This is a genomic window from Streptomyces flavovariabilis, assembly GCF_000725785.1.
Classification (GTDB): domain Bacteria; phylum Actinomycetota; class Actinomycetes; order Streptomycetales; family Streptomycetaceae; genus Streptomyces; species Streptomyces hawaiiensis.
Genome location: NZ_JNXD01000007.1, coordinates 153436 through 180123, shown reverse-complemented (window position 1 = coordinate 180123; position 26688 = coordinate 153436). Strand labels below are relative to the sequence as shown.

The 26688-nt window shown below is 72.5% G+C and carries 23 protein-coding genes; 9 read left to right on the top strand and 14 right to left on the bottom strand.

Annotated features, from left to right (window positions below):
- Positions 1-6: 6 nt before the first annotated feature.
- A complete protein-coding gene (locus IO24_RS0115365; protein WP_031136044.1) occupies positions 7-1308 on the bottom strand; it encodes an MFS transporter in 1302 nt (433 codons plus the stop codon).
- Positions 1309-1379: 71 nt separating this feature from the next.
- Here IO24_RS0115365 and IO24_RS0115360 point away from each other — a divergent pair, with 71 nt between their 5' ends.
- The gene (locus IO24_RS0115360) at positions 1380-2393 is read left to right on the top strand and encodes a GlxA family transcriptional regulator (protein ID WP_031136042.1); all 1014 of its coding nucleotides are present in this window, start codon (positions 1380-1382) and stop codon (positions 2391-2393) included.
- Here IO24_RS0115360 and IO24_RS0115355 read toward each other — a convergent pair.
- From IO24_RS0115355 to IO24_RS0115345, 3 genes are all read right to left on the bottom strand, one after another.
- Positions 2383-3432, bottom strand: coding sequence for a Zn-dependent alcohol dehydrogenase (locus tag IO24_RS0115355; RefSeq protein WP_031136040.1), 1050 nt, complete (start codon positions 3430-3432; stop codon positions 2383-2385). The two genes, IO24_RS0115360 and IO24_RS0115355, sit on opposite strands and share 11 nt — an antisense overlap.
- Positions 3432-4580, bottom strand: a complete 1149-nt coding sequence (locus tag IO24_RS0115350; protein ID WP_031136039.1) for an acyl-CoA dehydrogenase family protein — start codon at positions 4578-4580, stop codon at positions 3432-3434. The genes IO24_RS0115355 and IO24_RS0115350 overlap by 1 nt, the downstream gene beginning before the upstream one ends.
- 204 nt (positions 4581-4784) lie before the next feature.
- Positions 4785-5699, bottom strand: a complete 915-nt coding sequence (locus IO24_RS0115345) for an SDR family NAD(P)-dependent oxidoreductase (RefSeq protein WP_031136038.1) — start codon at positions 5697-5699, stop codon at positions 4785-4787.
- 104 nt (positions 5700-5803) lie between these two features.
- On the opposite strand from IO24_RS0115345, the gene IO24_RS0115340 reads away from it, so the two are divergent.
- Positions 5804-6730, top strand: coding sequence for a cyclase family protein (locus IO24_RS0115340; RefSeq protein WP_031136036.1), 927 nt, complete (start codon positions 5804-5806; stop codon positions 6728-6730).
- Positions 6731-7198: 468 nt separating this feature from the next.
- Here IO24_RS0115340 and IO24_RS0115335 read toward each other — a convergent pair whose 3' ends face one another.
- From IO24_RS0115335 to IO24_RS0115320, 4 genes are all read right to left on the bottom strand, one after another.
- The gene (locus IO24_RS0115335; RefSeq protein ID WP_031136034.1) at positions 7199-7678 is read right to left on the bottom strand and encodes an ATP-binding protein; all 480 of its coding nucleotides are present in this window, start codon (positions 7676-7678) and stop codon (positions 7199-7201) included.
- A gap of 443 nt (positions 7679-8121) precedes the next feature.
- Positions 8122-8997 carry an acyl-CoA dehydrogenase family protein gene (locus tag IO24_RS0115330; protein WP_078899285.1) on the bottom strand — a complete coding sequence of 292 codons (876 nt, stop codon included), beginning with the start codon at positions 8995-8997 and terminating at the stop codon, positions 8122-8124.
- A gap of 312 nt (positions 8998-9309) precedes the next feature.
- A complete protein-coding gene (locus IO24_RS0115325; RefSeq protein WP_031136030.1) occupies positions 9310-10443 on the bottom strand; it encodes an acyl-CoA dehydrogenase in 1134 nt (377 codons plus the stop codon).
- Entirely contained in the window at positions 10443-11639 is a 1197-nt protein-coding gene (locus tag IO24_RS0115320; protein ID WP_031136027.1) for an amidohydrolase family protein, read from the bottom strand. Before IO24_RS0115320 ends, IO24_RS0115325 begins: the two co-directional genes overlap by 1 nt.
- 89 nt (positions 11640-11728) lie before the next feature.
- On the opposite strand from IO24_RS0115320, the gene IO24_RS0115315 reads away from it, so the two are divergent.
- Positions 11729-13231: a class I adenylate-forming enzyme family protein gene (locus IO24_RS0115315; RefSeq protein ID WP_031136025.1), complete on the top strand. Its 1503-nt coding sequence runs from the start codon at positions 11729-11731 to the stop codon at positions 13229-13231.
- A gap of 28 nt (positions 13232-13259) precedes the next feature.
- Here IO24_RS0115315 and IO24_RS0115310 read toward each other — a convergent pair whose 3' ends face one another.
- Positions 13260-13772: an EF-hand domain-containing protein gene (locus IO24_RS0115310; protein WP_031136023.1), complete on the bottom strand. Its 513-nt coding sequence runs from the start codon at positions 13770-13772 to the stop codon at positions 13260-13262.
- Between the two features lie 168 nt (positions 13773-13940).
- Positions 13941-14321 (bottom strand): STAS domain-containing protein, encoded by a 381-nt coding sequence (locus IO24_RS0115305; protein WP_031136021.1) that lies wholly within the window; start codon positions 14319-14321, stop codon positions 13941-13943.
- Positions 14322-14683: 362 nt separating this feature from the next.
- Between IO24_RS0115305 and IO24_RS0115300 the strand changes: the two genes are divergently transcribed.
- Positions 14684-15265: a sigma-70 family RNA polymerase sigma factor gene (locus tag IO24_RS0115300; RefSeq protein ID WP_031136019.1), complete on the top strand. Its 582-nt coding sequence runs from the start codon at positions 14684-14686 to the stop codon at positions 15263-15265.
- A complete protein-coding gene (locus tag IO24_RS0115295; protein WP_031136018.1) occupies positions 15262-16692 on the top strand; it encodes a zf-HC2 domain-containing protein in 1431 nt (476 codons plus the stop codon). Before IO24_RS0115300 ends, IO24_RS0115295 begins: the two co-directional genes overlap by 4 nt.
- Before the next feature lie 104 nt (positions 16693-16796).
- Here IO24_RS0115295 and purU read toward each other — a convergent pair whose 3' ends face one another.
- Together purU and IO24_RS0115285 are read right to left on the bottom strand one after the other, a co-directional pair.
- Entirely contained in the window at positions 16797-17678 is an 882-nt protein-coding gene (purU, locus tag IO24_RS0115290; protein ID WP_031136016.1) for a formyltetrahydrofolate deformylase, read from the bottom strand.
- Between the two features lie 78 nt (positions 17679-17756).
- On the bottom strand, positions 17757-18257 hold the full coding sequence (locus IO24_RS0115285; RefSeq protein WP_031136015.1) for an SCO4402 family protein: 501 nt from the start codon (positions 18255-18257) through the stop codon (positions 17757-17759).
- Positions 18258-18374: 117 nt separating this feature from the next.
- Here IO24_RS0115285 and IO24_RS0115280 point away from each other — a divergent pair, with 117 nt between their 5' ends.
- Positions 18375-19688, top strand: a complete 1314-nt coding sequence (locus IO24_RS0115280; RefSeq protein WP_031136014.1) for an ABC transporter substrate-binding protein — start codon at positions 18375-18377, stop codon at positions 19686-19688.
- 46 nt (positions 19689-19734) lie between these two features.
- On the opposite strand, the gene IO24_RS0115275 is transcribed toward IO24_RS0115280, so the two are convergent.
- Entirely contained in the window at positions 19735-21612 is a 1878-nt protein-coding gene (locus IO24_RS0115275; RefSeq protein WP_031136012.1) for a hypothetical protein, read from the bottom strand.
- Between the two features lie 201 nt (positions 21613-21813).
- Positions 21814-23199 carry an NsdA family TPR-like regulatory protein gene (locus IO24_RS0115270; RefSeq protein WP_031136010.1) on the bottom strand — a complete coding sequence of 462 codons (1386 nt, stop codon included), beginning with the start codon at positions 23197-23199 and terminating at the stop codon, positions 21814-21816.
- A 307-nt stretch (positions 23200-23506) separates the two neighbouring features.
- Here IO24_RS0115270 and IO24_RS0115265 point away from each other — a divergent pair, with 307 nt between their 5' ends.
- The 3 genes from IO24_RS0115265 (at position 23507) to IO24_RS0115255 (ending at position 26687) form a co-directional block, all read left to right on the top strand.
- A complete protein-coding gene (locus IO24_RS0115265) occupies positions 23507-24169 on the top strand; it encodes a bifunctional DNA primase/polymerase (RefSeq protein ID WP_107062961.1) in 663 nt (220 codons plus the stop codon).
- 137 nt (positions 24170-24306) lie between these two features.
- Entirely contained in the window at positions 24307-25098 is a 792-nt protein-coding gene (locus IO24_RS0115260; RefSeq protein WP_031136007.1) for an ABC transporter ATP-binding protein, read from the top strand.
- A complete protein-coding gene (locus tag IO24_RS0115255; RefSeq protein ID WP_031136005.1) occupies positions 25095-26687 on the top strand; it encodes a hypothetical protein in 1593 nt (530 codons plus the stop codon). The genes IO24_RS0115260 and IO24_RS0115255 overlap by 4 nt, the downstream gene beginning before the upstream one ends.
- Position 26688: the final 1 nt, after the last annotated feature.

The window sequence follows — 26688 nt, the reverse complement described above, 5'->3', positions numbered from 1 at the left end:
CCCGGTTCAGGCCACCGCCGCCTCGCCCTCCGCCCGCCTCCGGATCACCAGCGCCATCAGCGCCGCCGCCGCGCACAGCGCCCCCGACGCGTACCAGACCACGTCGTACGTACCGAACGTGTCGCGGGCGACGCCGCCCAGGAAGGCGACGAGGGCGGCTCCGACCTGGTGGGAGGCGAGGACCCAGCCGAAGACGATCGCACTGTCCTCGCCGTAGTGCTCGCGGCACAGGGCGAGGGTGGGCGGGACGGTGGCGACCCAGTCGAGGCCGTAGAAGACGATGAAGAAGATCATCGGGGGGTGGACCGCGGGGCCCAGCAGGAGCGGGAGGAACATCAGCGACACGCCCCGCAGCGCGTAGTACACCGCCAGCAGGCGGCGCGGCTCGAAGCGGTCCGTGAACCAGCCGGAGGCGATCGTGCCGACGACGTCGAAGACGCCGATGACCGCGAGCAGGGAGGCGGCGGCCTGGACGGGCATGTGGTGGTCGTGGGCCGCGGGGATGAAGTGGGTCTGGATCAGACCGTTGGTGGAGGCGCCGCAGATCGCGAAGGTACCGGCGAGCAGCCAGAACGGGCCGGTGCGTACGGCCGAGAACAGGACACTCACGGCCCGGCGGGCCGCGCCGGGGACGGGCGGGGGCTTGGGCACGAACTCGGCGGCGCCGTACGGCTTCAGGCCCACGTCCGCGGGGTGGTCGTGCAGCAGGAGCCACACGAACGGCACGACCGCGAGCGCGGCGAGGGCGACCGTCACGGCCGCCGGGCGCCAGTCGTAGCGCTCGATGATCCAGGACAGCAGGGGCAGGAAGATCAGCTGGCCGGAGGCCGAGGCGGCGGTGAGGATGCCGCTGACCAGGCCGCGCCGTTCGGTGAACCAGCGGTTGGTGACGGTCGCCGCGAAGGCCAGCGCCATGGAGCCGGAGCCGAGTCCGACCAGCAGGCCCCAGCACAGCATCAGCTGCCAGGCGGCGGTCATCCACACGGTGAGCCAGGAGCCGGCCGCGATCACGGTCAGGGCGACCGCGACGACCCGGCGGATGCCGAAGCGGTCCATCAGGGCCGCCGCGAACGGGGCCGTCAGACCGTAGAGCGCGAGATTCACCGAGACGGCGGCGCCGATCGTGCCGCGTGACCAGTCGAACTCGTCGTGCAGCGGATCGATGAGCAGGCCCGGCACGGACCGGAAGGCGGCCGCGCCGATGATCGTCACGAAGGTGACGGCGGCGACGAACCAGGCGCGGTGCACCCGCGCACGAGTCGGCTTCGGCGCCTGCTGCACAGCCGCCGCTTCGGTTGTCTGGGTCACGACATAGAGCTTCCGATCCGCGCCGCACTCCATCGAGTGGCCCGAAGGACAGCATTCATTAGGATCGGGCCATGAGCCGTGAGACGGAGTTCCGCCCGCACCGCGTCGTCGTCCTCGCCCTCGACGGCCTGCTCCCCTTCGAGCTGGGCATCCCGCACCGCATCTTCGGCCGCCCCAGGGACGCCGAGAGGCGCCCTCTGTACGACGTCGTCACCTGCTCGATCCGCCCGCCGGGCCCGGTGCAGACCGACGCCGACTTCGCCATCCAGGTCGAGCACGGCCCCGAGGCCCTGGCCACCGCCGACACCGTGATCGTCCCGGCGTCGTACGAACTCGGCCCGGTCTTCGAGCAGGGCGTGCTCACCGGCGAACTGGCCGCCGCCCTCGCCCGCATCCGCCCCGGCACCCGGCTCGCCTCGATCTGTACCGGCGTCTACGTCCTCGCCGCCGCCGGTCTCCTCGACGGCCGCCCCGCCACCACGCACTGGGCCGACGCCGACCGGTTCCAGCGGCTCTTCCCGCAGATCGAGGTCGACCCGGACGTCCTGTTCATCGACGACGGCGACATCCTGACCTCCGCCGGCGTCGCGGCCGGCGTCGACCTGTGCCTGCACATGGTGCGCCGCGACCACGGCGCGGCGGTCGCGAACGACGTGGCCCGCCGCATGGTCGTGCCGCCGCACCGCGACGGCGGTCAGGCGCAGTACATCCACCGGCCCGTGCCCGACCCGCAGCAGGCGACCACCACCTCGGCCCGCACCTGGGCCCTGGGCCGCCTCCACGAGCCGATCCAGCTGCGCGACATGGCCGCCCAGGAGTCCATGTCGGTGCGCACCTTCACCCGCCGCTTCCGCGAGGAGACCGGTGTCAGCCCCGGGCAATGGCTCACCCAGCAGCGCGTGGAGCGGGCCCGCCACCTCCTGGAGTGCACCGACCGCTCCGTGGACCAGGTGGCGCGGGACGCGGGCTTCGGCACGGCCCAGTCGATGCGCCAGCACCTCCAGTCGGCCCTCGGCGTCACGCCCACCGCCTACCGGCGCACGTTCCGGGCGGAGAACGACGCGGCCACTGCCCTCAGAACGTGAGCACGGCCCGCGCCACCCGCCCCGCCTCCGCGTCCGCCGCCGCCCTCTCGAAGTCCTCGACCGGGTAGGTCCGGGTGACCAGTTCGTCGAGCAGGAGGCGCCCTCGGCGGTACAGGCCGGCGTACAGGGCGATGTCCCGCTGGGGGCGGGAGGAGCCGTAGCGGCAGCCCAGGATGGACTTGTCGAGGTACATCGAGGAGACGCGGAAGGACGCCTCGGCCGTGGCGGGCGGGACCCCGAGCAGGATGGCCTGGCCGTGCCGGTCCAGGGCGTCGATCGCCTGCCGGATCAGCTCCACGCGGCCGACGCACTCGAAGGCGTGGTCCACGCCCGTGGGCAGGAGGTCGCGCACACCGTCGGTCGAGGGCAGGAAGTCGGTCGCGCCGAACCGGCGTGCCGCCTCCTCCTTCGCCGGGTCGGTGTCGACGGCCACGATCCGCCCGGCGCCCGCGAGCCGCGCGCCCTGAAGCACGTTCAGGCCGATGCCGCCCGTCCCGATGACCAAAACGCTGTCACCGCGGTCCACCCGCGCCCGGTTCAGTACGGCGCCCACCCCGGTCAGCACCCCGCACCCGATGAGCGCCGCCGAGGTCAGCGGAATGTCGTCGGGGATCTTGACCGCCTGTACGGCCTTGACGACCGTGCGCTCGGCGAACGCCGAGTTCGACGCGAACTGGTGCACCGGTGAGCCGTCGTGGGCGAACGGCCGGCCCGGGCGCCCTATGGCCTGCCGGCACATGGTCGGCCGGCCCCGGTCGCACTCGGCGCACGTGCCGCAGTTCGCCAGGGTGGACAGCGCCACATGGTCACCGGGCGCGACATGGGTGACGCCCCCACCCACCGCCTCCACGACCCCGGCCCCCTCATGGCCCAGCACCACGGGAACGGGGAAAGGGATGGTGCCGTCCACCACCGACAGATCACTGTGGCACAGTCCGGCCGCCGCGATCGCGACCCGCACCTCGCCCGGCCCCGGCTCCCGCACCTCCAGGTCGGCCACGACCCGGACCTGCTTCCCGTCGAAGATCACGCCTCGCATCACACGGCCCCCTTGGGCTCCCTGGGCAGGCCGAGCAAGCGCTCGGCGATGATCGTGCGCTGGATCTGGTCCGAACCGCCGTAGAGGGTGTCGGCCCGGGAGAAGAGGAACAGATGCTGCGCCGCGTCCAGTTCGTACGGCGCGGAGGCCGACCAGTCGGCGGGGCCCACTCCTGCCGCCGCACCCCGCACCAGCACCGCCAGCTCCCCCAGCCGCTGGTGCCAGCCGGCCCACAGCAGCTTGGCCACGCTCGGGGCGCCCGGGTCGACGGAACTCCCCAGCGTGCGCAGGGCGTTCCAGCGCATCGTCCGCAGTTCGGCCCACTGCCGCACGAGCCGCTCCCGTACGACGGGGTCGTGCGCGGCGCCCGAGGCCACGGCCGCGCGCACCACAGCGCCCAGTTCCTCGGCGAACCCGATCTGCTGGGCCAGCGTGGACACGCCCCGTTCGAAGCCGAGCAGGCTCATGGCGACGCGCCAGCCGTTGCCCTCGCCGCCGACGACGTGCTCCGCGTGCGCGCCGTCGAAGAAGACTTCGTTGAAGTCGCTGGTGCCCGTCATCTGGCGGATGGGACGGACCTCGATCCGGCCGGGCTGGTCCATGGGGACGAGCAGGAACGACAGGCCGTGGTGCCGCGCCGAGCCGGGTTCGGTCCTGGCCAGCACGAAACACCAGTCCGCCTCGTGCGCGAGCGACGTCCAGATCTTCTGCCCGGTCACCCGGTACGTAGGACCCTCCGGCTGGCGCACGGCCGCGGTACGGACACCGGCCAGGTCCGATCCGGCGCCGGGTTCGCTGTAGCCCTGGCACCAGAGTTCGGCACCGGCGGCGATCGGCGGGAGGAAGCGGGACTTCTGCTCGTCGGTGCCGTGGGCGAGGAGCGTGGGGGCGAGCAGATTCTCCCCGATGTGCCCGGAGCGCGGGGGCGCCGCCGACCGCGCGTACTCCTCGGCCCAGACGACCTGCTGGGTGAGGGTGGCGGTGCGGTTCCCGTAGCCGTCCCTGCCCCACCCGAGCCCGATCCACCCGGCAGCACCGAGGGTGCGCTCCCACACGCGTTGTTCCGTCTCGCCCTTGACGTTCTCGGCAAGCCAGGCCCGGGCTTCGTCACGGAAGTCCTGGTCCTCTCGAGCGAATCCGAAGTCCACGATCGCCGCCTTGGATCGAAGTGACTGGGTGATGGGCTGAGGCGGGGCGGGTGCGCAACCCGGCGCCGCGGGGTGCCGCCCGCGCCCACCCGTGCCGCCCCAGGCGGCACGACTGCCCGCGGACCAACGCCCTGAAGGGGCGCGGGGAACTGCGCGACAAGCCACGACGAGGCCCGCACCCGCCGGACAACCCCCGCCCCCGGGCTACTGGGCGTTGGGCCGCTCCCCCCGAGCCGCAGCCCTCTCCATCTCCCGCACCCGCTCCAGCAACGGCATCGGATCCACCCCCACCGACCCGGGCAGAAACTCCGCGATCCGCTCCGCGGTCCAACCGCCGGAGGCATACGCGGCACGCAGTTCGCGCGGCTGCGCCCACACCGCGATCTTCGCCCCGGCCACCGTGTACACCTGCCCGGTCACCCCGTCTCGCCCCGCCGCATCGGACAGCAGATACACCACCAGCGCGGCGACATCCTCCGGCTCCCCGATCTCGGCCAGTTCCATCGGCACTCCCGCCGACATCCGGGTCCGCGCGACGGGCGCCACCGCGTTCGCCGTCACCCCGTACTTGTGCAGCCCCAGCGCGGCGCTGCGCACCAAGGAGATGATCCCGCCCTTGGCCGAGCTGTAGTTGGCTTGTGACACCGACCCCTGATGGTTGCCGCTGGTGAAGCCGATCAACGTCCCGGACCGCTGCTTCCGCATCACCGCGGAGGCCGCCCGGAACACCGTGAACGTGCCCTTCAGATGGGTCGCGACGACCGGGTCCCACTCCTCCTCGGTCATGTTGAACAGCATCCGCTCGCGCAGGATCCCGGCCACGCAGACCACCCCGTCCAGCCGCCCGTACGACGCCAGCGCCACGTCGACGACCCGCTGCCCGCCCGCCATCGTGGAGATGTCGTCGGCGACGGCCACGGCCTTTCCGCCCGCCGCCTCGATCTCCTTGACCACGGCCTGGGCGACCTCGCTCGCCGGTGACGCGCCGTCGACCGAGACGCCGTAGTCGTTGACGACGACCTTCGCCCCCTCGGCCGCCGCCGCGAGCGCGACCGCCCGGCCGATGCCCCGCCCGGCGCCCGTGACGGCGACGACCTTGCCTGCCAAGAAGTTCCCCACGCCCGTCCCCTTCCCGTCCCACGGTTTCTGACGGACCGTTAGATTCTCGTTCTCCGAATTCTACGGCCCGTCAGATACGGGAAGACAAGCCCCGGGGAGGACTCATGTCGCTGTCGGACGCGTTCCACGACATCGCCAAGCGCGTGAACAACTGGGGACGTTGGGGGTCCGACGACGAGATCGGCACGCTGAACCTGATCACCGACGAGGTCGTCAGGGAAGCCGCGGCGACCGTCCGCACCGGCCGGCGGGTCCCGCTCGCACTGCCCCTCCAGCAGGACGGCGTGCAGACCGGCATGATCCCCGGCCGCGTCAACCCCCTGCACGCGATGGTGCAGATCAACCAGGAGATCTTCGGCCCGGGCACGGTCGCGTGCAGCGACGACGTCGTGACCATGGGACTCCAGGCGGCCACCCACTGGGACGCGCTGTCCCACGTCTCGCACTCGGGCCGGCTCTACAACGGCCGTCCCGCGCACACCGTCACCCCGCACGGCGGCGCCGGGTTCAGCGGCATCGGCACGGTCCGGCACCTCGTCTCGCGCGGGGTGCTGCTGGACGTCGCCCGGGCCCGTGGCACGGCCCGGCTCGGCGGCGGGTACGCCGTCACGCCCGAGGACCTGGACGCCGCCGAGGAACTGGCCGGCACGCGGGTGCGGGCGGGGGACGTCGTGCTCGTGAGGACCGGGCAGATCCAGGCCTGCCTGGCCGGGGACCGCCACGGTTACGCCCATCCGTCGCCGGGACTGTCGATCCGGACGCCGGAGTGGTTCCACGCGCGCGATGTCGCGGCCGTCGCCAACGACACCCTGACCTTCGAGGTGTTCCCGCCGGAGATGGAGGACCTCTGGCTGCCGGTGCACGCCCTCGACCTCGTGGAGATGGGCATGCCACAGGGCCAGAACTGGAATCTCGAAAAGTTGTCCACAGCCTGTGGAGAAGCGGACCGGTACGCGTTCCTGCTGACGGCGACCCCCGAGCCGTTCACGGGGGCGACCGGCTCTCCGGTGGCACCCGTCGCCGTTCTGTAGGCCGGCGGGCCGTGGGACCCGCCCAACCGGACGCCCGGCGGACCGGCACGGCCGGGCCGCCACCCACTGAAGCTGGATGGCGGCGCCGCGCTGCTCGCCCCGAGCACGGCAGCGCGCGCCGCCACCCGACTCCGGCGCTCCCGCCCGGCTCCCTGGCCCTGAAGGGAGCCGACGCCGAATCGCGACTCACACTCGCCGAGGGCTGCCGTCCACCGAAGCCCTCGCCGTCCCCTCACGGCGAATCGCTGCCCACCAGCGTGAGCATCCAGTCACGACCCGTCAACACCCGTTCGGGGGTACGACACTTATGCGGCTTTTGACCCAGGCGCGCACAGAAGCACGTCCCGGCGCATCGCCGTACGCCCTGACCAAACCCGCCGACCCGTCGTGCATCCGTGCCCCGGCCCCGCGCACACACCCGCGGCATGTGCCGTCGCACACCTCGCGGGGCGCGTACGGGCGGCGGTACTACACCGCCTCGTACGCCAGACCCTCGAAAGCCGCCCCGCCGCCGCACGCCACCGCGCCGCCGCCGCATGGCGCCGTGAGGCCGGGGGACTTCACGCACCGGTCCAGCTCGCACCAGATGCGCTTGCCGGTGGAGTCGACGCTCCAGCCCCAGCGGTCGGCGAGGCCGTCGACGAGAGCCAGACCCCGGCCGCCGGTCGCTTCGTCGCCGGCGCACCGGGGCACGGGGGCCCGGCCACTGCGGTCCGCGACCTCGAGGCGCACCGTGGACTCCTCCGTCACCACGTGCGGCAGGGACAGCCGCAGGACGGCGGGACGGCCGGTGTGCACCACGGCGTTGGTGACGAGCTCGGAGACGAGCAGGATCAGCGTCTCGGCGAGGGGTTCGTCGGCCTGTATGCCGGACCCGGCCAGGCGCGAGCGGGCCCACCGCCGGGCTCGCCCCACTTCTGCGGGGTCGGGCCGGATCTCCAGCTGCACTTGAAGCACCTGCACCGCTCACACCATCCGAACCGGCGGACACTTAGGCTCGCGCCTCACGAGGGCCACGATCGTAGCCATTTTCTGCATGGCCAGAACAACGGCCGGGACAAGGATCACAGAACGTGAATCCCTTGTGGGACAGCATGGTTGACGTACAGTCACGCCAACAAGCGCTTCGGGCATATTCCAGCGCGAAGGAGTACCCGTGCGGCATACTGTGCGACGCTCGCCGCAGGCAGTCGAACAGGCGGCGCCACGGGGTCGCACTGCGCTCGGAGCCACTCGCATCTCACACAAGGTACCGGAGCGGGCAATCGACTCCAGGCCGTAACGAGTCACACTGAGGACACAAGCCGATATCAACGCTCCGTAATTCCGGTATGCCACGATCCGCGACATCTCCGGGAGTGCGTACGGCGATACCGCAGCCAGACGGGCCGTCAGGTCGCTCCGGGCGCCAGAGCGGCCGCGAGCAGCTCCTCACTCTGCGTGACTCCGCCCGCACGTTGGGTTCGAACCCATGCACGCTTCAGATGCAGATGGACCTCGGACTCCCAGGTGAAGCCCATGCCGCCGTGCACCTGGAGACAGTCGCGGGCGCCGCGCACGGCGGCCTCGTCGGCGAGGATCCGGGCGGCGGCGATGTCGGCCGGGTCGGCGGTGACGGCAGCCGCGTACACCGCGGCGCGGGCCGTCTCCGCCCGGACCAAGATCCCCGCGCACAGATGCGCCACCGCCTGGAAGGTCCCGATGGGCCGTCCGAACTGCTGGCGCGCCCGGGCGTGTTGCGCCGCCAGTTCGCAGACGCGGGTGGCCGTTCCGAGCTGCTCGGCGGCGGTGAGGAGGCTCGCTACGGGGTCGGCGGCCCGGACGGGCACGCGGTGCAGGGGCGTCAGCGGGTCGAGTGAGCGCAGGGGCACGGCTGCGGTGGCGTCCCCGCGTACGACGTCCGCCTCCGCCAGCCACTCCACGAGCCCGCCGTCCACGGCTGCCACCACCGTCTCCCCGGTGGCGGCGCCCGGTACGGCACCGGCCGCGAGGTGCGTGGCGATGAGCGGCCCGGGCAGCAGTACCCGCCCCGCCTCCTCGAACACCAACACGGCTTCCGGCAGCCCGAGTCCGACCCCGCCGTCCGCCTCCGGCACCCGCAGCGCGAAGAACCCGAGGTCACCGAGGACCCGCCACAGCCCCCGGTCGAGCCGCGGCGCTCCGACGGCACGGCCCGCTCCACGACGGCCCGCCGCCCCACCGCCCGCGGCACCGGCGTACGCGGAACCGCGCGCCGCGTCATCACCGCCCGCCCCGGAAGGACCCATCCGCTCACCGCCCGGCTCCGAGCCGGCCGCCCCGGAACGGCCCGCCCGTTCACCACCCGCCCGGGGACCGCCCACACCGCCACCGCCGCCCCCGTCCGGACCCGCTCCGTCACCCTCCGAGACGTCATCGCCCGCCCCGCAACGGCCCGCCCCCTCACCGCCGATGCCGCCGCCCCCCGCACCGGCCCCACCGCCACCGGCGCCCTCCGCGGCAGCCCGCAGGACCTGTCCGTCGAAATGCCGTGCGAGCACCCCGCGTACGCCGTCCCGCAGCGCCCGCTGGTCGTCCGTCAGGCGGAACCGCACGGCGCCTCACCGTCCCTTCGGCAGGCCGAGTATGCGCTCGGCGATGATGCTGTGCTGGATCTGCGAGGTGCCGGCCGCGATGGTGTAGGAGAGGGAGGACAGCCGGTCGAGGGTCCACGGCCGGTCCAGGTCGAGGCAGTCGGGGCCCAGCACCTCGGCGGCGGCGTCGTAGAGCTCCTGGCGGGCGTGCGAGTAGCGGAGCTTGAAGACCGAGCCGCCGGTGCCCGGTACCCCGCCCGACGCCTCCGCCGCACTCACGTTCCACTGGGTGAGCCGCCACAGCGCCCGGAACTCCGCGTTGAGCCTGCCCAGCCGGCGCCTGAGTGCCGGGTCGTCCCAGCGGCCGTTCCTTCGGGCCTCGACGGCCAGTTCGGCCAGGACTCGGCGGCAGGCGACGACCTCACCCGCGAAGGCCGTGCCCCGCTCGAAGGACAGCGTCACCATGGTCACGCGCCAGCCGTCGTTCTCCGCACCGACCCGGTTGCGCACCGGCACCCGCACCTCGTCGAGGAACACCTGCGCGAACTCGGCCGACCCGGCGAGCGTGCGCAGCGGCCGCACGGTGACGCCCGGCGCGTCCATGGGCAGGGCGAGCCACGTGATCCCCCGGTGCCTGGGCGCCTCGGGGTCGGTGCGGACCAACAGCTCGCACCAGTCGGCGACTTCCGCGTGAGAGGTCCAGATCTTGGAGCCGGTCACCACGTAGTGGTCGCCGTCGCGCCACGCGCGCGTGCGCAGGGCCGCGAGGTCGGAACCGGCCTCCGGTTCGCTGAAGCCCTGGCACCAGACCTCCTCGCCGCGCAGGATCGGCGGCAGCCAGCGTGCCCGCTGCTCCTCCGTGCCCTCGGCTGCGATCGTCGGTCCGGCGTGCAGCAGCCCCACGAATCCGGCGCCCACATAGGGCGCGCCGGCCTTCTCGGTCTCCTCCAGGAAGATCAGCCGCAGAGTCGGGGAGGCGCCCCAGTGGACGTCCGCGTACCCGGCGTCGTGGAGCCTGCGCTGCCAGCCGAGGTCGTACGCCCGCCGGCCCGGCCAGTCGTCGGGGGACGGCTCGGGCGGGAGACCGGGGAGCACCGCCGTGAGCCAGTCCCGCAGCCGTGCCCGGAAGTCCTCCTCCTCGGGCGTGTACGACAGGTCCATCAGCGGTCGAGGTCCAGGCCGAGCATCCGGATGGCGTTGCCCCGCATCAGCTTGTACACGGTCTCGTCGTCGAGTCCCTTGACGTGGTCGAGGGCGACCTCCTTGGTGTGCGGGAAGGTCGAGTCGACGTGCGGGTAGTCGGTCTCGAAGGTGGCGTTGTCCCGGCCGACCACGTCGATCGACGCCACGCCGTGCTTGTCGCGGAAGAAGCAGCAGAACATCTGCCGGTAGTAGTACGTCGACGGCGGCTCGGGGATCGTGTCGCGGACGCCGCCCCAGGCGCGGTGCTCCTCCCAGACGTCGTCGGCGCGCTCCAGGGCGTAGGGGACCCAGCCCATCTGTCCCTCGGAGTAGGCGAGTTTGAGGCGGGGGAACCGCACCAGGACCCCGCTGAACAGGAAGTCCATCATCGAGGCCATCGCGTTGTTGAAGCTGAGCGAGGCCTGGACGGCGGGCGGCGCGTCCGGGGAGGCGGCCGGCATCTGCGAGGACGATCCGATGTGCATGTTGACGACCGTCCCGGTCTCCTCGCAGACCGCGAAGAACGGGTCCCAGTAGCCGGAGTGGATGGACGGCAGCCCGAGGTGGGTGGGGATCTCGGAGAAGGTCACGGCCTTCACCCCGCGGGCGGCGTTGCGGCGGATCTCCTCGACGGCCAGGCCGACGTCCCACAGCGGGATCAGGCACAGCGGGATGAGCCGCCCGCCGCTGTCGCCGCACCACTCCTCGACCATCCAGTCGTTGTAGGCGCGCACACAGGCGAGGGCGACCTCCTTGTCGTGCGCCTCGGCGAAGGTCTGGCCGCAGAAGCGGGGAAAGGAGGGGAAGCAGAGACTCGCCTCGACGTGGTTGAGGTCCATGTCCTCCAGCCGCGCCTTGGGATCCCAGCAGCCGCGCCGCATCTCGTCCCGGGTGATGCCCTCCAGGGTCATCTCGTCCCGGTCGAAGCCGACGGCGGCGATGTTGCGCTTGTACGGGAACTTCAGGTCCTCGTAGACCCACCAGTCGGTGGGCTGGCCGTCCGGGTCCATGGTGATGCGGTACTTGCCGCCGATGTAGGCGAGTTCACCGATCCCGGCGGTCAGTGGCTTCGGGCCGCGGTCGCGGTACTTGGCCGGCAGCCAGGTGTCGAAGAGGTGGGCGGGCTCGATCACGTGGTCGTCGACGCTGATGATGCGGGGCAGTTCGGTCGCCATGGGTCCCCTCCGCCGGACGGTACTTATCTGATGCAGCGTCAGTTAGCATCCCATCTGACGACCCGTCAGCCAAGGAGCAGGGGCATTCCGTGAACGAGACCCCGCACGCCCTGAGTTCGTCCCGCACCCTGTGGGAGCTGGTCACCCGCCGCGCCGCGCTCACCCCCGGCCGGCCGCTCTTCCTCCAGGACGGCCGCACGCTCACCTTCGAGGCGCTGCGCGCGCGTGCCGAGCGGGTCGCGGCCGGGCTGTACGGCAGGGGGGTACGCCCCGGCACGGTGGTCGCCTGGCAGCTGCCCACCCGCATCGAGACGGCCGTGCTGTCCTTCGCCCTGGCCCGTCTCGGCGCCGTACAGACCCCGGTGATCCCCTTCTACCGGGACCGCGAGGTCGGCTTCGCGCTGCGTGAGTCGAAGGCGGAGTTCTTCGCGGTGCCGGGCACCTGGCGCGGCTTCGACCACACGGCGATGGCCCGCCGGCTGGGCGCGAAGGGCGTCTTCGAGGCCTACGACGACCTGCCCGACGGCGATCCGTCCGTGCTGCCTCCCCCGCCCTGTGACGGCACCGCCGTCCGCTGGATCTACTGGACGTCCGGTACGACGTCCGACCCCAAGGGCGTGCTGCACACGGACCGTTCGCTGCTCGCGGGCGGCTCCTGCCTGGCGCACGCGCTGCGGCCCTCGGCGGACGACGTGGGCTCGATCGCCTTCCCGTACGCCCACATCGGCGGGCCCGACTACACGGTGATGCTGCTGCTGTACGGCTTCCCGGCGCTGCTGTTCGAGCAGTTCGCGCTGCCGGAGGCGCTGGAGGCGTACCGCGCGCACGGCGTGACGATGGCGGGCGGGTCGACGGCGTTCTACTCGATGTTCCTGGCCGAGCAGCGCAAGCGGCCCGGGGCGCCCGTGGTGCCGACCCTGCGGCTGCTGGCGGGCGGCGGGGCGCCCAAGCCGCCGGAGCTGTACCACGCCGTGGTGCGCGAGATGGGCGTGCAGCTCACCCACGGGTACGGCATGACCGAGGTGCCGATGATCACCATGGGGGCGCCGGACGACGGCGCCGAGCTGCTGGCGACGACCGAGGGACGACCGCCGCAGGGCATGGAGATCCGGATCGTGGACGGTGAAGTGCGGCTGCGCGGGGAGGCCGTGTGCCGGGGGTATCTGGATCCGGGGCAGACGGCGGAGGCCTTCGACGGGGACGGGTTCCTGCGCACCGGCGACCTGGGGCGTCTCACGGAGAGTGGGCACCTGGTCCTCACCGGCCGGCTGAAGGACGTGATCATCCGCAAGGGCGAGAACATCTCGGCCCAGGAGATCGAGGACCTGCTGCACCGGCATCCGGCGGTCGGGGACGTGGCGGTGATCGGGCTGCCGGACGCGGCACGCGGGGAGCTGGTGTGCGCGGTGGTGGAACAGCCCCCGGGGGCCGAGGCGCTGACGCTCGCCGCCGTGACCGACTTCCTGCGCACCGAGGGACTGTCGGTGCACAAGCTGCCGGAGCGGCTGGAGGTGGTGGCCGCCCTTCCGCGGGGCGAGACCCTGCGGAAGGTGCTGAAGTACAAGCTCCGCGAGCGCTTTGCGGGCACGTGACGCCGTCGGGCACGCGCCCGTGTTCAGGCTATTCGGGCACCGTGAAGTAGCGGGCGAAGGCCGGGATGACCTCGGCCTCGCCGACCTTGCCGTCACCGTCCGCGTCGAGCGTGGCGACGGCCGGCCCGGCGATGTCCTCGGGGACGCCGAGACACTTCAGGACACGGCCAACCTCCTCGATCGTCGCCGCGCCGTCACCGTCGGTGTCGGCGACGTCCAGGGCCGCGTGCAGGAAGGGGCGGGCGATCTCGGCGAACCGGTCGGGGTTGTCGCGCAGGCGCTTGACCGCGCCGTTGACGAACTCCTGGCGCGTGATGCGCTGATCGCCGTCGCGGTCCGCCATCCCGGCCATGCCCTGCCAGAAGGCCTCGGCGCCGCCGTACAGGGCCTGCCCCTTGTCGGACCTGGCCGCCACGGCGAACTCCGTGAGCAGCGCCTTGGCCGCGCCGTAGAAGTCCTCGCGGTCGATGTAGCCGTTGCCGTCCTGGTCGAAGGTGGCGAACCGGGCGGCGATCCTGCGCTCGTACTCGCTGCTGACCATGTCTCTTTCGGGCCGCCTTACGTCGGGTGGGGTGCGTCTGGGTCGGAGCGTACGACGGAGGGAGCCGTTCGGGCGCGGGAAAACGTCACTTGTGCCAAGACCGGGGGAATTCCGGGACAACGGCGTGCCGGAACGGCAACACTCGGTCTACCGTGCGTCATCGCGCCGTCACGCGGACAGGGGTTCGCCCTCGTCGCCGAGGGCCGCGTGCACATCGCCGTACACGTCGAACAGCCTGCGCACGCCCAGCGCGCCGAGGACCCGGTTGACGTGGGACCCGTCGGCCGCGCCCCGGGCGGGCAGCACGAGGCGCAGCCGGCCCTGGCAGGAGCGGATCAGCCGGCGGGCCGCGATGAGCACGCCGACGCCGCTGGAGTCGCAGAAGAACACCTCGGACAGATCCAGGACGAGACAGTGGTGCCCCTCGGCCACGACGTCGTGCACGCGCTGACGCAGCACCGGCGACGTCACCAGATCCAGCTCGCCCGACACCTGGAGCACGGCCCATTCGCCCTGCTCGCCGCCGGTCACTTTGAAGGTCACCACCACGCCCCTCGCTCGCCAAACCGGAAGCAGTCCCTACGCTTCCTTGCAGCGCGGCTGCCCAGCGGCCGTTCCCTGAAACACAACCCAAAAAACGGATCCCCCGCGGAAGAGGCTTGTTTTAGTCGACTTCGATCCTGTTCGATCCTCTTCAGTCAGGTCTGATCGGAGGGCAGTGGGGTAGGCGCGAGCCCAAAGGCTCTCGGTGCGAGCACCGGTCGCCCTCTACCACCTGCGGCCGGTCAGGGGGCGCACATTGCCACAAAGGGGCGTGCGCTACCGGACGTGCCGACTACATTCGAGGAGACGTCGGGCACAAGCTGGACAAGGCACGGGCGCGGGACACGAGCAGGGGGTGAGGGGCCCGCATGGCGAAAAAGGACGTACCGCCTCGCTGGGACCGCACGATGCAGCAGCGGCTCGCCCGTGGGGAGGCGGCCGCCCTCGGTGAGCTGTACGACCGGTTCGCCTCGCTCGTGCACGGCCTGGCCCACCGCGTGCTCGGCGACGAACGCGCCGCCGACCGCATCACGCGCGAGGTCTTCCTCCACGTCTGGGAGCATCCCGACTCCTACGACCCCAAGCAGGGCCCGCTGCGCACCTGGGTCGCCACACTGACCCACCGGCTGGCGGTGCAGCGGCTGCGCGCCACCGAGACCGCCGCCCTCACCCGCGAAGGCTCCGGCACCGCGGAGGAACTGGAGCACAAGGTGCGCCGCGCCTCGGTCGCCGCCCGCGCCGACTACATCGTCCAGTCCATGCCCGTCCCGCTGCGCTCGGCCCTGGAACGGGCCTACTTCCAGCGCCGCGACTACCGCCAGACCGCCGCCGACCTCGACATCACCGAGGACGAGGCCCGCCGCCGCCTGCGCCTGGGCCTGCAACTGCTCTCCACCGCCCACGACACCGAGGCCCCGGGCGCACCGCCCGGATACGGGGGTGCGGTGTGAACGGGCCGGACCGGTTCGAGGCGTACGACGGCGGCGAGGGGGAGAACGGCCGGAACGGCCACGAGGAGAAAGGCAACACCCGGGACGAAAGCGGCATTCGGGGTGCAGGCGGCGAGCGTGGGCCCGGCTCCGGCACCCCCTCGGGTCCCGGCAGGTCCGACGGGCCGGAGGAGCCGGACCGGCCCGAGCGCGGTGAGGCCCCGGGGCCGGGGCGCCCGCCGCGGATACCCATGCCCCGGGCCTCCGTCGAGGACGGCGGGCTGCCGCTGCCCGCGCCGGCGGACCTCGGTCTCACGGCTCCGCCGCCCGCTCCGCCCGTCTTCGAGCACCCCGTGCTGAAGGCCCTGCTCGGCGCCTGGGCGCTGGCCGCGTGTTCGGCCGAGGAGGCGGCGGCCGTCGAGGAGCACCTCGGCGACTGCGGCTCCTGCGCCGACGAGGCCCGGCGGCTGCGCGAGGCGGTCGGCCTGCTGCAACGCCCCGAGAGCCTCGACCTGGACCCGGGGCTGCGCACCCGCGTCCTGGACACCTGCCTGGAGCGGCGCCCGCCGCGCATCCCGGTGCCGGACTGGGCCGCCGCGTACGACGCCGAGACCGCGCGCCTGGACGCCCTGCTGCAGGACTTCGGCGACGCCGAGTGGCACGCGCCGGTACGGCTGCGCTGGTTCCGGGCCGACGCGTCGACGAGTCGCCGCACCACCGTCGCCGGGGTCATCGCGCATCTGCTCAGCGTGGACGGCCTGGTGGCGGTCGCGCTCGGCCTGGACGACCCGCTGGGCGACGTCCCGTCGCCGCACCCGACCCCGGCGGCCCGCACCGAGGCGTTCTGGCGCGCCTCCCACTTCCCGCCGACCCGCTTCGTCCGCGCGCCCTGGCGGGAGCAGAGTCACGGCCTCGTGCGCACGGTGTCCTTCACGGGCGGCGGCACGGGGAAGATGCCGGTGTCCTACGGCGACTTCGAACTGCCGCTGCACGACGCCATGCTCGACCGCGCCTTCGAGTGCTGGGTGCACGCGGAGGACATCGCCGACGCGGTCGACTACCCCTACGCCCCACCCTCGCCGCGCCATCTGCACCGCATGATCGACCTGGCGGCCCGGATGCTGCCGACGGCCCTGGCCCACCGCCGCCGGGCCGGTCTGGCCTCCCCCGCCCACCACCGCCATCTGGTCGCGGCGGGCGAACCGGGCCGCAGCCTCCGCCTGGAGATCGAGGGCTCGGGCGGCGGCGAGTGGCTGATCCCCCTGGACTCCCCCGCGGCGAAGGGCTCCGCCGAGCACGCGGTGGCCCACGTGGCCCTGGACGGCGTCGAGTTCTGCCGACTGGCCGCCGGCCACGTCCCCCCGCAGGAGGCGGCGGCGGGCCAGGTGGGAGACAGAGAGGCGATCAGGGACGTCCTGTTCGCAGCCGCTTCACTGAGCAGGATGTGAGCAACTCAGGGGCGCGGGGCTCCGTCTGACATGCGGCTCCGCCGCGTGGGCGCGAACAACCACACAAAACCCGCACCCGCCACGAAACGGGACAACCCGAGCTCCTAGGCGAAAATCACAGTCCGCCGCCCGTTGAGCAGAATCCGCCGCTCGGCATGCCACTTCACGGCCCGCGCCAGCGCCTGGCACTCCACGTCCCGCCCGATCGCGACGAGCCCCTCGGGCGTCACGTCGTGCCCCACCCGCTCGACTTCCTGCTCGATGATCGGCCCCTCGTCGAGATCAGCCGTCACATAGTGGGCCGTCGCACCGATGAGCTTCACACCCCGGGCGTGAGCCTGGTGGTACGGCTTCGCGCCCTTGAAGCTCGGCAGGAACGAGTGGTGGATGTTGATGATCCGCCCGGACAACGCCTTGCACAGGTCGTCCGAGAGCACCTGCATGTACCGGGCGAGCACGACCAGTTCGACATCCTCCTCGCGCACGATGTCGAGCAGCCGCCCCTCGGCCTCGGCCTTCGTGTCCTTCGTCACCGGAATGTGGTGGAAGGGGATGTTGTACGACCCCACCAGTTCGGCGAAGTCCGTGTGATTCGACACCACTCCGGCGATCTCCACCGGCAGCGCCCCGGTCCGCGCCCGGAACAGCAGGTCGTTCAGGCAGTGCCCGAACTTGCTGACCATCAGCAGGATGCGCATCTTCTGGTCGGCCCGGTTGATCTGCCAGTCCATCTGGAACGAGTCACCGATCGCCGTGAAGCTGGCCCGCAGCTTCTCCACGGTCACGGGCGCGTCCGCCGAGAAGTGGACCCGCATGAAGAACAGTCCCGTGTCGTGGTCGCCGAACTGCTGGCTGTCCTCGATGTTGCAGCCGGTCATGAACAGGTAGCTCGACACGGCGTGCACGATGCCCTTCCTGTCCGGGCAGGAAAGGGTGAGGACGTACTGGTCGGCCGGGACCGCGGCGCTGGTGGACTGCTCGTTCATGCAGGACAGGTTCCCACAAGGAACGACACCACCGGCAATCGTCCCGCAGGCCGGACCGGGGCGGTCACCGAGGAACGGCTAGGCGGGACTCGTCATGATCCGCAGCACGTCCAGGCTGCGCGGCGCCGAGTCCGGCTCCTCACCGTCACTCGCCGCGAGCCGCACATGCGCCTCCCTGGCCGCCCGGACCGCCTCCGGCCACGCCTCGTGTTCCAGGTACGCGGCGACCGGCGCGTCCGGCCCGACCTGGTGCATGATCCGCAGCACCCGCAGCACCGCGGTGTCGACGAGGGCCGCCTCCTGCGAGTCGCGGAAGATCGTGCCGACGTACTTCTCGGCGGACCAGTGGTCCAGCCAGGTGTCCTCGACCAGCCGGTACACCGCGTCGGTCACGTCGCCGTAGCCGTCCACGCCGGCCAGCCAGACGTCCCGCTGGAACCCGGGATCGGAGAGCATGTGCAGCGCCGAGCGCACGTTGCTGCGCCAGCGCCACCACGGCATGTCGTTGGCAGGCATGCCGCCCATGGTGGATGAGCGACGGCCACGACGGGAAGAGTTCTCCGAAGCTTGCACGGTCATCGATCGTACGTTCCCCTCCACATCGGTCACACCGGCCCCCGCAATTCACCTGCGCGTCACCAATTGTTGACCAGAGATCACTCATGGGTTAGCCGTGTGGCGGAATCGTGCGGAACCATGACCGGCAGGCGACGCACTCGCAGCACATTCCTCCCCGGCCTCCTCACCCGTCACGCCAGAAACGGCATCCTCACCGCGGGCACGGCGGTCGCGTGCGCGTCGCTCCTCGCCGGATGCGGTGTCGTCCCCGGCACCACGGGGGATGTCGGGGCCGACACCATCACCGTCATGACCTGGGCTCCGCAGAGCACCGAGGCCACCAACAAGCCCGGCATGCCCGCCTTCGCCCTCGCCTACGCCCGCTGGATCAACGCCAAGGGCGGGATCAACGGCCGCAAGCTGAACGTGCTGACCTGCAACGACCACAACGACAGCGTGGCCGCCGCGAAGTGCGCCCGGCGGGCCGCCAAGGAGAACGTGGTCGCGGTCGTCGGATCCTACAGCCAGTACGCGGACTCCTTCTTCCCGTCGCTCGAGGGCGCCGGCATCCCCTACATAGGCGGCTACGGCATCACCAACGCCGAGTTCACCAGTCCCCTGTCCTACCCCGTCAACGGCGGCCAGCCCGCGCTGCTCGCCGGGCTGGGCAGCGCGCTCGCCGCCGACTGCGGGCCCGTCGTGCTGATCCGGCCCGATACCATCACGGGCGACCAGCTGCCCCCGCTGCTCGACTCCGGTCTCAAGGCCGGCGGGCATCGGGCCTCGAACGACCAGCGGGCGGCGGAGGACGCCACCGAGTACGACGGCCAGGCCGAGCGCGCTCTGCGCACGACGACCACCGGCACAGAGGACCGCGGGTGTGTGGTGCCCGCCCTGGGGGACCGCAACGGCACCTTCATGGACTCCTTCCGGCGGGCCCGCGAGGACTACCCCGAGGTACGGACGGCCACCGTGCTGGGCAGCGTCGACCAGACGGCGATCGACGCGACCGGCGGAGCGTCGGGCCCCTACGAGGGCTCGTACATCACCGGCTGGTACCCGGTGGCGAGCGATCCGCGCTGGGACGGCATGAAGCGGGTGATCCGGGAGCAGGCCTTCGGCGACAACCGCATCGACCCCGCGGACGCCGGCGTGCAGACCACCTGGATCGCCTACACGGTGTTGCGGCAGATCGTCGAGTCGCTCGGCGACGGCGAGGTGTCCGCCGACACGGTGGCGGAGGCCATGGACGACGGCCTGAAGGTCACCACGGGCGGGCTCACACCGACGCTGCGGTGGCGGTTCCAGGACAAGCTCGCCGCCGTGGGCTTCCCGCGCCTGGTCAACGCGAACGTGACCCTCCAGGTGGTGCGGGAGGGGCGGCTGGTCTCGGCACGCAAGGGTTTCGTCGACACGACCAGGACGCTGGAGAACGCCGACGTGAACTACTGAGCGCCCCGCTCAGCGGTTCACGTCCGCGCCGGCTCTCCCGGATCTCTCAGAGCTGCGTCGGCTGACGCTCGGTCAGGCCGTACTTCTTGGCGATCCCGTTCCACAGCCCGGCCGCCTTGGCCTTCTCGGCGCTGGCGACCCCACTGGCGCGGTTGCCGGCCTGGGTCTGGTTGGTGGGCCGGGCCTGCCCCTTCCTGCAGCCCTTCTTGCCGGCGGTCTGGTCGGCCCAGGCCGCGTAGTGGTTGTCGGCCGAGGCGGAGGCCTGCCAGGCCTTGGTGAGGGCGGTCGTCAGCGCGGCGTGGCCGGGCAGCTTGTCGACTTCGATGCCGGAGAGCCGGGTGACCAGCCCGCTGCGCTGCTTGGCGGCGTCCCGCAGGTCCTTGGCGGCCTTGGGAAGGTTGTCGCAGCCCTTGACGTCGGCGACGGCGTTGATCACGGTGCTGCGGCTGTCGCCGCTGTCGGCGAGGAGCTTGTCCAGCTCGACCGCCTGGGCCCGGGCCGGGTCGGCGGACGGGGAGGCGGAGTCGTCCGCCGCGGGTGCGGAGGCGGCCACGGTCTTGTTGTCGCCGCCGTCGTCGTCACCCCCGCCTCCGCCGGCGAGCAGCGCGCCCGCGCCGACGCCGAGAACGGCGATGCCGATACCGACGGCGGCGATGACGGGTACGCGCGAGCCGGCACGGCCACCGCGCGACCGGCCTCCGTCGGGCGGAGCGTGGGAAGGCCCGGGAGCGCCGTACGAGGGCTGTGACTGCGGCTGGGGCTGCTCGATGCGGGGCATCTGCTGCGTGGCCCCGGCGGGGCTCTCGGCACCGCCCTCACTGCGGAAGAGGTTGTCGAACTCGGCGGGCGGCTGCTTCTCCCCGCCGGGGACCGGCGCGATGTACTGCGTCGCCTCGGCGTCCGGATGCGAGGCGGCCGGCAGTGGCCCGGCTCCCGCCCCGGCCCGGGGACCGGTCCCCAGGAACCGCGTCGTCTCGGGGTCCTCCCCGGAAGGCATCTCGGGCGGCAGCGCTCCGGGGCCCACCGGGGGTATGTACTGCGTCGCCCCCTCGTCGGCGGCCGGTGCGACGGGCGGCAGGTACTGCGTGGCAGCGGCGGCCGCGTCCCCCGCGACGGGCGGTATGTACTGGGTGGCGCCCTCGTCGGCGGGCGGGGGCAGCGGGGCTCCTCCGCCGGCGGGCCCGTACGCACCGGTGGCCGGCGGCAGGCCGGCCCCCTGCGGATATCCGTACCCGGAGCCTCCCTGCGGCACCTGCCAGTCGCCGGATCCGGCCCTGTGCGCACCGGATCCCGGCCGCGGCTGGGCACCGCCCCCGGCCGGGGCGCCGTAGGCGTCGGCGCCCTGCGGATACCCGTATCCGGGCGTTCCCTGCGGCAGGCCGCCCCCGGTGGGGGGCCCGTACCCAGCAGCGGGCTGCTGCGGCGGCCCGGCCTGCCCGGCCCGGTGCGTGCCGGAGCCCTCCGGAGGGAGCGGGGCTCCTCCGCCCTGGGCGCCGTACGGGTCGTACCCCTCGTGGCCCGCGGGCGGCTGAGCCGTGCCGTACGGGTCAGGGTTCGCCGGTGTGCCTGCGTAGGGGCTCGGGGGCCGGGTGCCCTCCGGGGGGAGTGCGCCCGGGGCGTGCGCGTCCCACGCGGGCGGCTCCGGCGCGCTCCACTGCTGGGGCTGGGGCTGCCAGGTGTGGTCCGGCGCCGGGGGCGGGGTCTGCTGCCGGCCGGGACCCCACGGCTCGCCCCAGGTCTGGCCCTCCGCGGGGGCCGAGGACTGCGGCCCGCCCGTCGTGGGCGGGGCGGGCCGGCGGCCGGAGGTGTCATCCGGTCCGCCCGTCATGCCCGGCAGCAGGGGTTCGCCACCGTCGGAGGGCAGCACGATGCCTTCGCGCGCGGGGCGCGCCGAGGGCTCCTCGCCCTGTCCACTCTGCGTCACCGGGACTCCTACTAATGGGGGACCTTGTGAATCGTCGGGTCACGCTACCGGGTCCCCAGAGCCCCGTGCCACGCAGCACAGGGCCCGGCCTCCTGCCCTGTGAGCGCGGTAACACCACCGGCTCACGGCACGCTGCTCATGTCACCTCCCGAGCGCCGAGCTGCCGTTCGCCGCACGTTCACGCATCCGCAGACCCTGTGTTCATGCCGCCGCCTGCAGGTCGAGACGCGCCCCGAACTCCCTCACCACCGCCTCGTCCCGGTACGGCTCCAGCCGCTGCTGGAAGTCCTCCAGGTACTCGGCGCCCCGGTTGGATCGCAGCCCCTCCAGCAGTTCCACCGCCTTCATGCCGGTGGTGCACGCCTCTTCGATCTCCCGCTGCTGCACCTGCGCCGTGGCCAACAGCACATAGCCGATGGCCCGGCGGCGCGCCCGTGTCTCGGGATGCCCGTCCAGCGACTCCCGCGCGCACCGGGCCGCCGCCTCGGCCTGCCCCAGGTCCCGGTGGCAGTGGGCCAACTCGTCGGCGAGATACGCCTCGTCGAAGTGCCTGATCCACACCGGGTCGTCCCCGGCCGCGGGATCGGCCGCCTCCAGGGCGCTCACCGCGCGCCCTGCCGAGGAGTGGGCGGCGCGCACGTCGCCCATGAGGGCGTGCCCGCGCGCCTCCGCCGCGAGGAACATCGACTCCGCCCGCGGCGACACGCGCCCCCGCGCCCCTTCCTGCGCCGCCCGCGCCAACTGGGCGATCTCCCGCGGGTTTCCGAGCTGTGCGGCGAGATGGCTCATGGAGGCCGCGAGGACGTACCCGCCGTAGCCGCGGTCCCCGGCGGCCTGCGCCAGCCGCAGCGCCTGGATGTAATAGCGCTGCGCCAGGCCCGGCTGCCCGGTGTCGACGGCCATGTACCCGGCGAGCTCCGTGAGGCGGGCCACCGCGGCGAACAGGTCCCGGCCGACCGCCTCCCGGTACGAGCCCGCCAGCAGCCCCGAGACCACGCTGTTGAGGTAGTGCACGACGACCGGCCGCACATGCCCGCTGCCGTACTGGTGGTCGAGGTCCACCAGCGCCTGCGTCATGGCCTGGACCGCCTGCACGTCGGACTGCCCCACCCGCGGCCCCGCCGAGCGCGACACCTGCGCGTCGGGCGCGGAGATCAGCCAGTCCCGGCTGGGCTCGACCAGCGCGGACGACGCGACGGAGGAACCGGACAGGAAGTCCCGCCGCCCCACGTCGCTGCGCCACAGCTCGCAGACCTGCTCGATGGCCCCCAGGACCGTCGGTGAGAACTGGAGGCCCACGCCCGAGGCGAGGTTCTTGCCGTTGGCCATGCCGATCTCGTCGATCGTGACCGTACGGCCGAGTTTGCGGCCCAGGGCCTCGGCGATGATCGCCGGGGCCCGGCCCCGCGGCTGCTGCCCGCGCAGCCAGCGTGCCACCGACGTCTTGTCGTAACGCAGGTCGAGGCCGTGCTCGGCACCGCACATGTTGACCCGGCGGGCCAGGCCGGCGTTGGAGCATCCGGCTTCCTGGATGAGCGCCTGGAGCCGTTCGTTCGGCTGCCGGGCGACGAGCGGCCTTGCGGCCATGGCGTACCCCCTGTGGCTGCGGTGCCTGCCCACGCACCGAGTTGACGTGTCTTCCGCGGCCGGGGTCCCTCGCGTCCCGGCGAAGAGATCCGGCCGTGAAGATCAATGCCCCGCCGACCAGGCGAAAATGCGAGGCATGTGAGGAATGCCGGGGTACCGGCAGGTGCCGGCCCCACGTCTGGCTACCCACGCGCGGCCACGGATCCTCCTGCGCGCCCCCGCACATGCATCCATGCGCCCCGGGAACAGGGGCGATGCTCTCCCCCGCGCACACGGGTGGGCGTAACCCCTGGTGACGACCAGAGTTGTGTTCATCGTGGAAGAGACGATCGCCGGCGCCGAAGCCGCTCAGATCCCGAAGCAGCGCGGGGAATCGCTGCTGGAGACCGCTGTTCGCTACGCCGAGGAGCGCCACTGGGACGTGTTCCCCGGCACCTGGCTGGAAGCCGTCGACGGGAGTCAGCGCTGCTCCTGCGGTGACGCGGCGTGTCCGGCGCCCGGGTCGCACCCGGCGCGTCCGGACTGGGCGACGCAGGCGACGGGCAGTGCGACGGTCGCGCGGCGGATGTGGCAGAAGCAGCCGACCGCGTCGATCCTGCTGCCGACGGGGCGGACGTTCGACGCGATCTCCGTGCCGGAGACGGCCGGGTTCCTGGCGCTCGCGCGCATGGAGCGGATGGAGCTGACGCTCGGGCCGGTGACGCTCACACCGGATCGGCGGATGGAGTTCTTCGTGCTCCCGGGGGCCGGGGTGAAGGTGCCTGATCTGGTGCGGAAGCTGGGGTGGACGGTGTCGTCGCTGGACCTGACCGTGCTGGGCGAGGGGGCGTACGTGGCCGCGCCGCCCACGCGGTTCGGGTCCCGGGGGGCTGTGCAGTGGGCCTGCCGGCCGACTCCGGCGAATCGGTGGCTGCCGGACGCGGAGGAGTTGATCTCGCCGTTGGCCTACGCGTGCGGCAGGGATCGGTAGCCGTCGCGTCTGCCTGCTTCGCGTTGTTCGGCGGCTGCGGCTTCGTCGTGGCTGATCGCGCCCACGCGGCGGAGCCGCATATGAGACAGCGTCCCGCGCCCCTGAATGAAGGGCGATCCCCCACCGTAGGGTGCAGGGTGACGGAGGGAGACGCGGTGGGAACCAGCGCGGTGCGGGTGCGGGGGCTCTGGAAGCGGTTCGGGCAGCAGGTCGCTGTTGCCGGGGTCGATCTCGAGTTGCCCGCGGGCAAGTTCATCGGGCTCGTCGGGCCGAACGGGGCCGGCAAGACCACCACCTTGTCGATGGTGACCGGGCTGCTCAGGCCCGACGACGGGACCGTCGAGGTGGTCGGGCACGACGTGTGGCGGGACCCCGTCGAGGTGAAGGCCCGGATCGGAGTGCTGCCCGAGGGACTGCGGCTGTTCGAGCGGCTGTCGGGGCGGGAACTGCTGGCGTACAGCGGGCGGTTGCGCGGGCTGCCCGGTGCCGAGGTCGACAAGCGGGCCACGCAGCTCCTCGACGTCCTCGACCTGGCCGGGGCCCAGCACAAGCTGGTCGTCGACTACTCGACCGGCATGCGCAAGAAGATCGGTCTCGCCACCGCTCTCCTCCACAATCCCGAAGTGCTGTTCCTGGACGAGCCGTTCGAGGGCGTCGACCCCGTCTCCGCGCAGACCATCCGGGGCGTCCTGGAGCGCTACACGGCCTCGGGCGCCACGGTCGTGTTCTCTTCCCACGTCATGGAGCTCGTCGAGTCGCTGTGCGACTGGGTCGCCGTCATGGCCGCCGGGCGGATCCGCGCCACCGGCACGCTCGCCGAGGTGCGCGGGGACGCGCCGTCGCTGCAGCGGGCGTTCCTCGAACTCGTCGGCGCGCAGAGCCGGGACGCCGGGTCCGACCTCGACTGGCTGGGCGGCGGGTCCCGGTGAGCGCCGACGCGATCACCCCCGTCTTCGTACGGCTGAAGCTGTCGCTGCTGCGCAACGGGCTGCGGCAGTCCGGCGGGCGCAAGGCCGCCTACATCACGTCGGCCGTCTTCGCCCTGCTGTTCGCCGCGCTCCAGCTGATCGGCCTGATCGCGCTGCGCGGGCACGCGCACGCCGAGTCGGTGGTCGTGCTGGCGGTGGCGGTGCTGGGGCTCGGGTGGGCGGTGATGCCGCTGTTCTTCCCCGGCGGTGACGAGACCCTCGACCCGACCCGGCTGGTGATGCTGCCGCTGCGGCCCCGGCCGCTGATGCGGGCGCTGCTCACCTCCTCGCTGGTGGGCATCGGGCCGTTGTTCACGCTGTGCCTGCTGGTCGGTTCCGTGGTCGCCGTGGCGCGGGGCGGGGCGGCGTTCGCCGTCGGCGCCGTCGCCGTCGTACTGGCCCTGCTGGTGTGCGTGGCCCTCGCGCGGGCCGTCGCCGCCGCCAACGTCCGGCTGCTGACCAGCCGCAAAGGCCGGGACCTCGCGGTGCTGAGCGGGCTCGTCATCGCGATCGGGGCGCAGGTCGTCAACTTCGGCGCGCAGCGGATCGGGGCGTCGGGGCTGGGCGAACTCGACCCGGCGGCCGCCGTGCTGCAGTGGGTGCCTCCGGCCTCGGCGATCGGGGCCGTGCACGCGGTGGGCGAGGGGTCGTACGGGGTCGCCCTGGCCCAACTGGCGTTGTCCGCCGGCGCGCTGGTGGCGCTGCTCGCGATGTGGTCGCGGCATCTGACCCGGCTGATGACCTCTCCCGACGGATCCACCCTGCCGAGCGCCGGGTCGGCCGCCCGGGAGCGGTCGTCGACCGGGCTGGGGCGGCTGCTTCCCCCGGGCCGTACCGGCACGGTCATGGAGCGCAGCCTGCGGTACGTGTGGCGCGACCCGAAGACCAAGACGGCCTGGGTGACGTCGCTGGCCATCGGGCTGATCGTGCCGGTGTTCAACGCCTGGCAGGGCACCGGGTCGGTGTACTTCGCGTGCTTCGCCGCCGGGATGCTCGGCATCCAGATGTACAACCAGTTCGGGCAGGACACCTCCGCGTTCTGGATGGTCGCGATGACGATCTCCTCGACGCATGACGCCTACGTCGAGCTGCGCGCCCGGGCGTACGCCCTGCTGCTGATCACCCTGCCGTACGCCACGCTCGTGACGGTCCTGACGACCGCCGTGCTCGGCGACTGGCGGCGGCTGCCCGAGGCGCTGGGGCTGTCCTTCGCGCTGCTCGGCGCGATGCTCGCGACCGGGGCGTGGACCTCGGCCCGCTTCCCCTACTCCATCCCGCAGGAGGGCTACAAGAACGTCGCCCCCGGGCAGACCGGGCTCGCCTGGATCTCCATCTTCGGCGGGATGATGGCGGCGGCCCTGCTGTGCGCGCCCGTCATCGCGCTCACGATCTGGCTGAACGTGAGCGCCGACGGCGATGACTGGACGTGGCTGCTGCTGCCGGCGGGCACGGTGTACGGGGCGGCTCTCGCGGCTGTGGGGCTGAAACTGGCCGCTCCGCGGACGGCCCGGCGGCTGCCGGAGATCCTCGCGGCGGTCAGCAAGGGGTGAC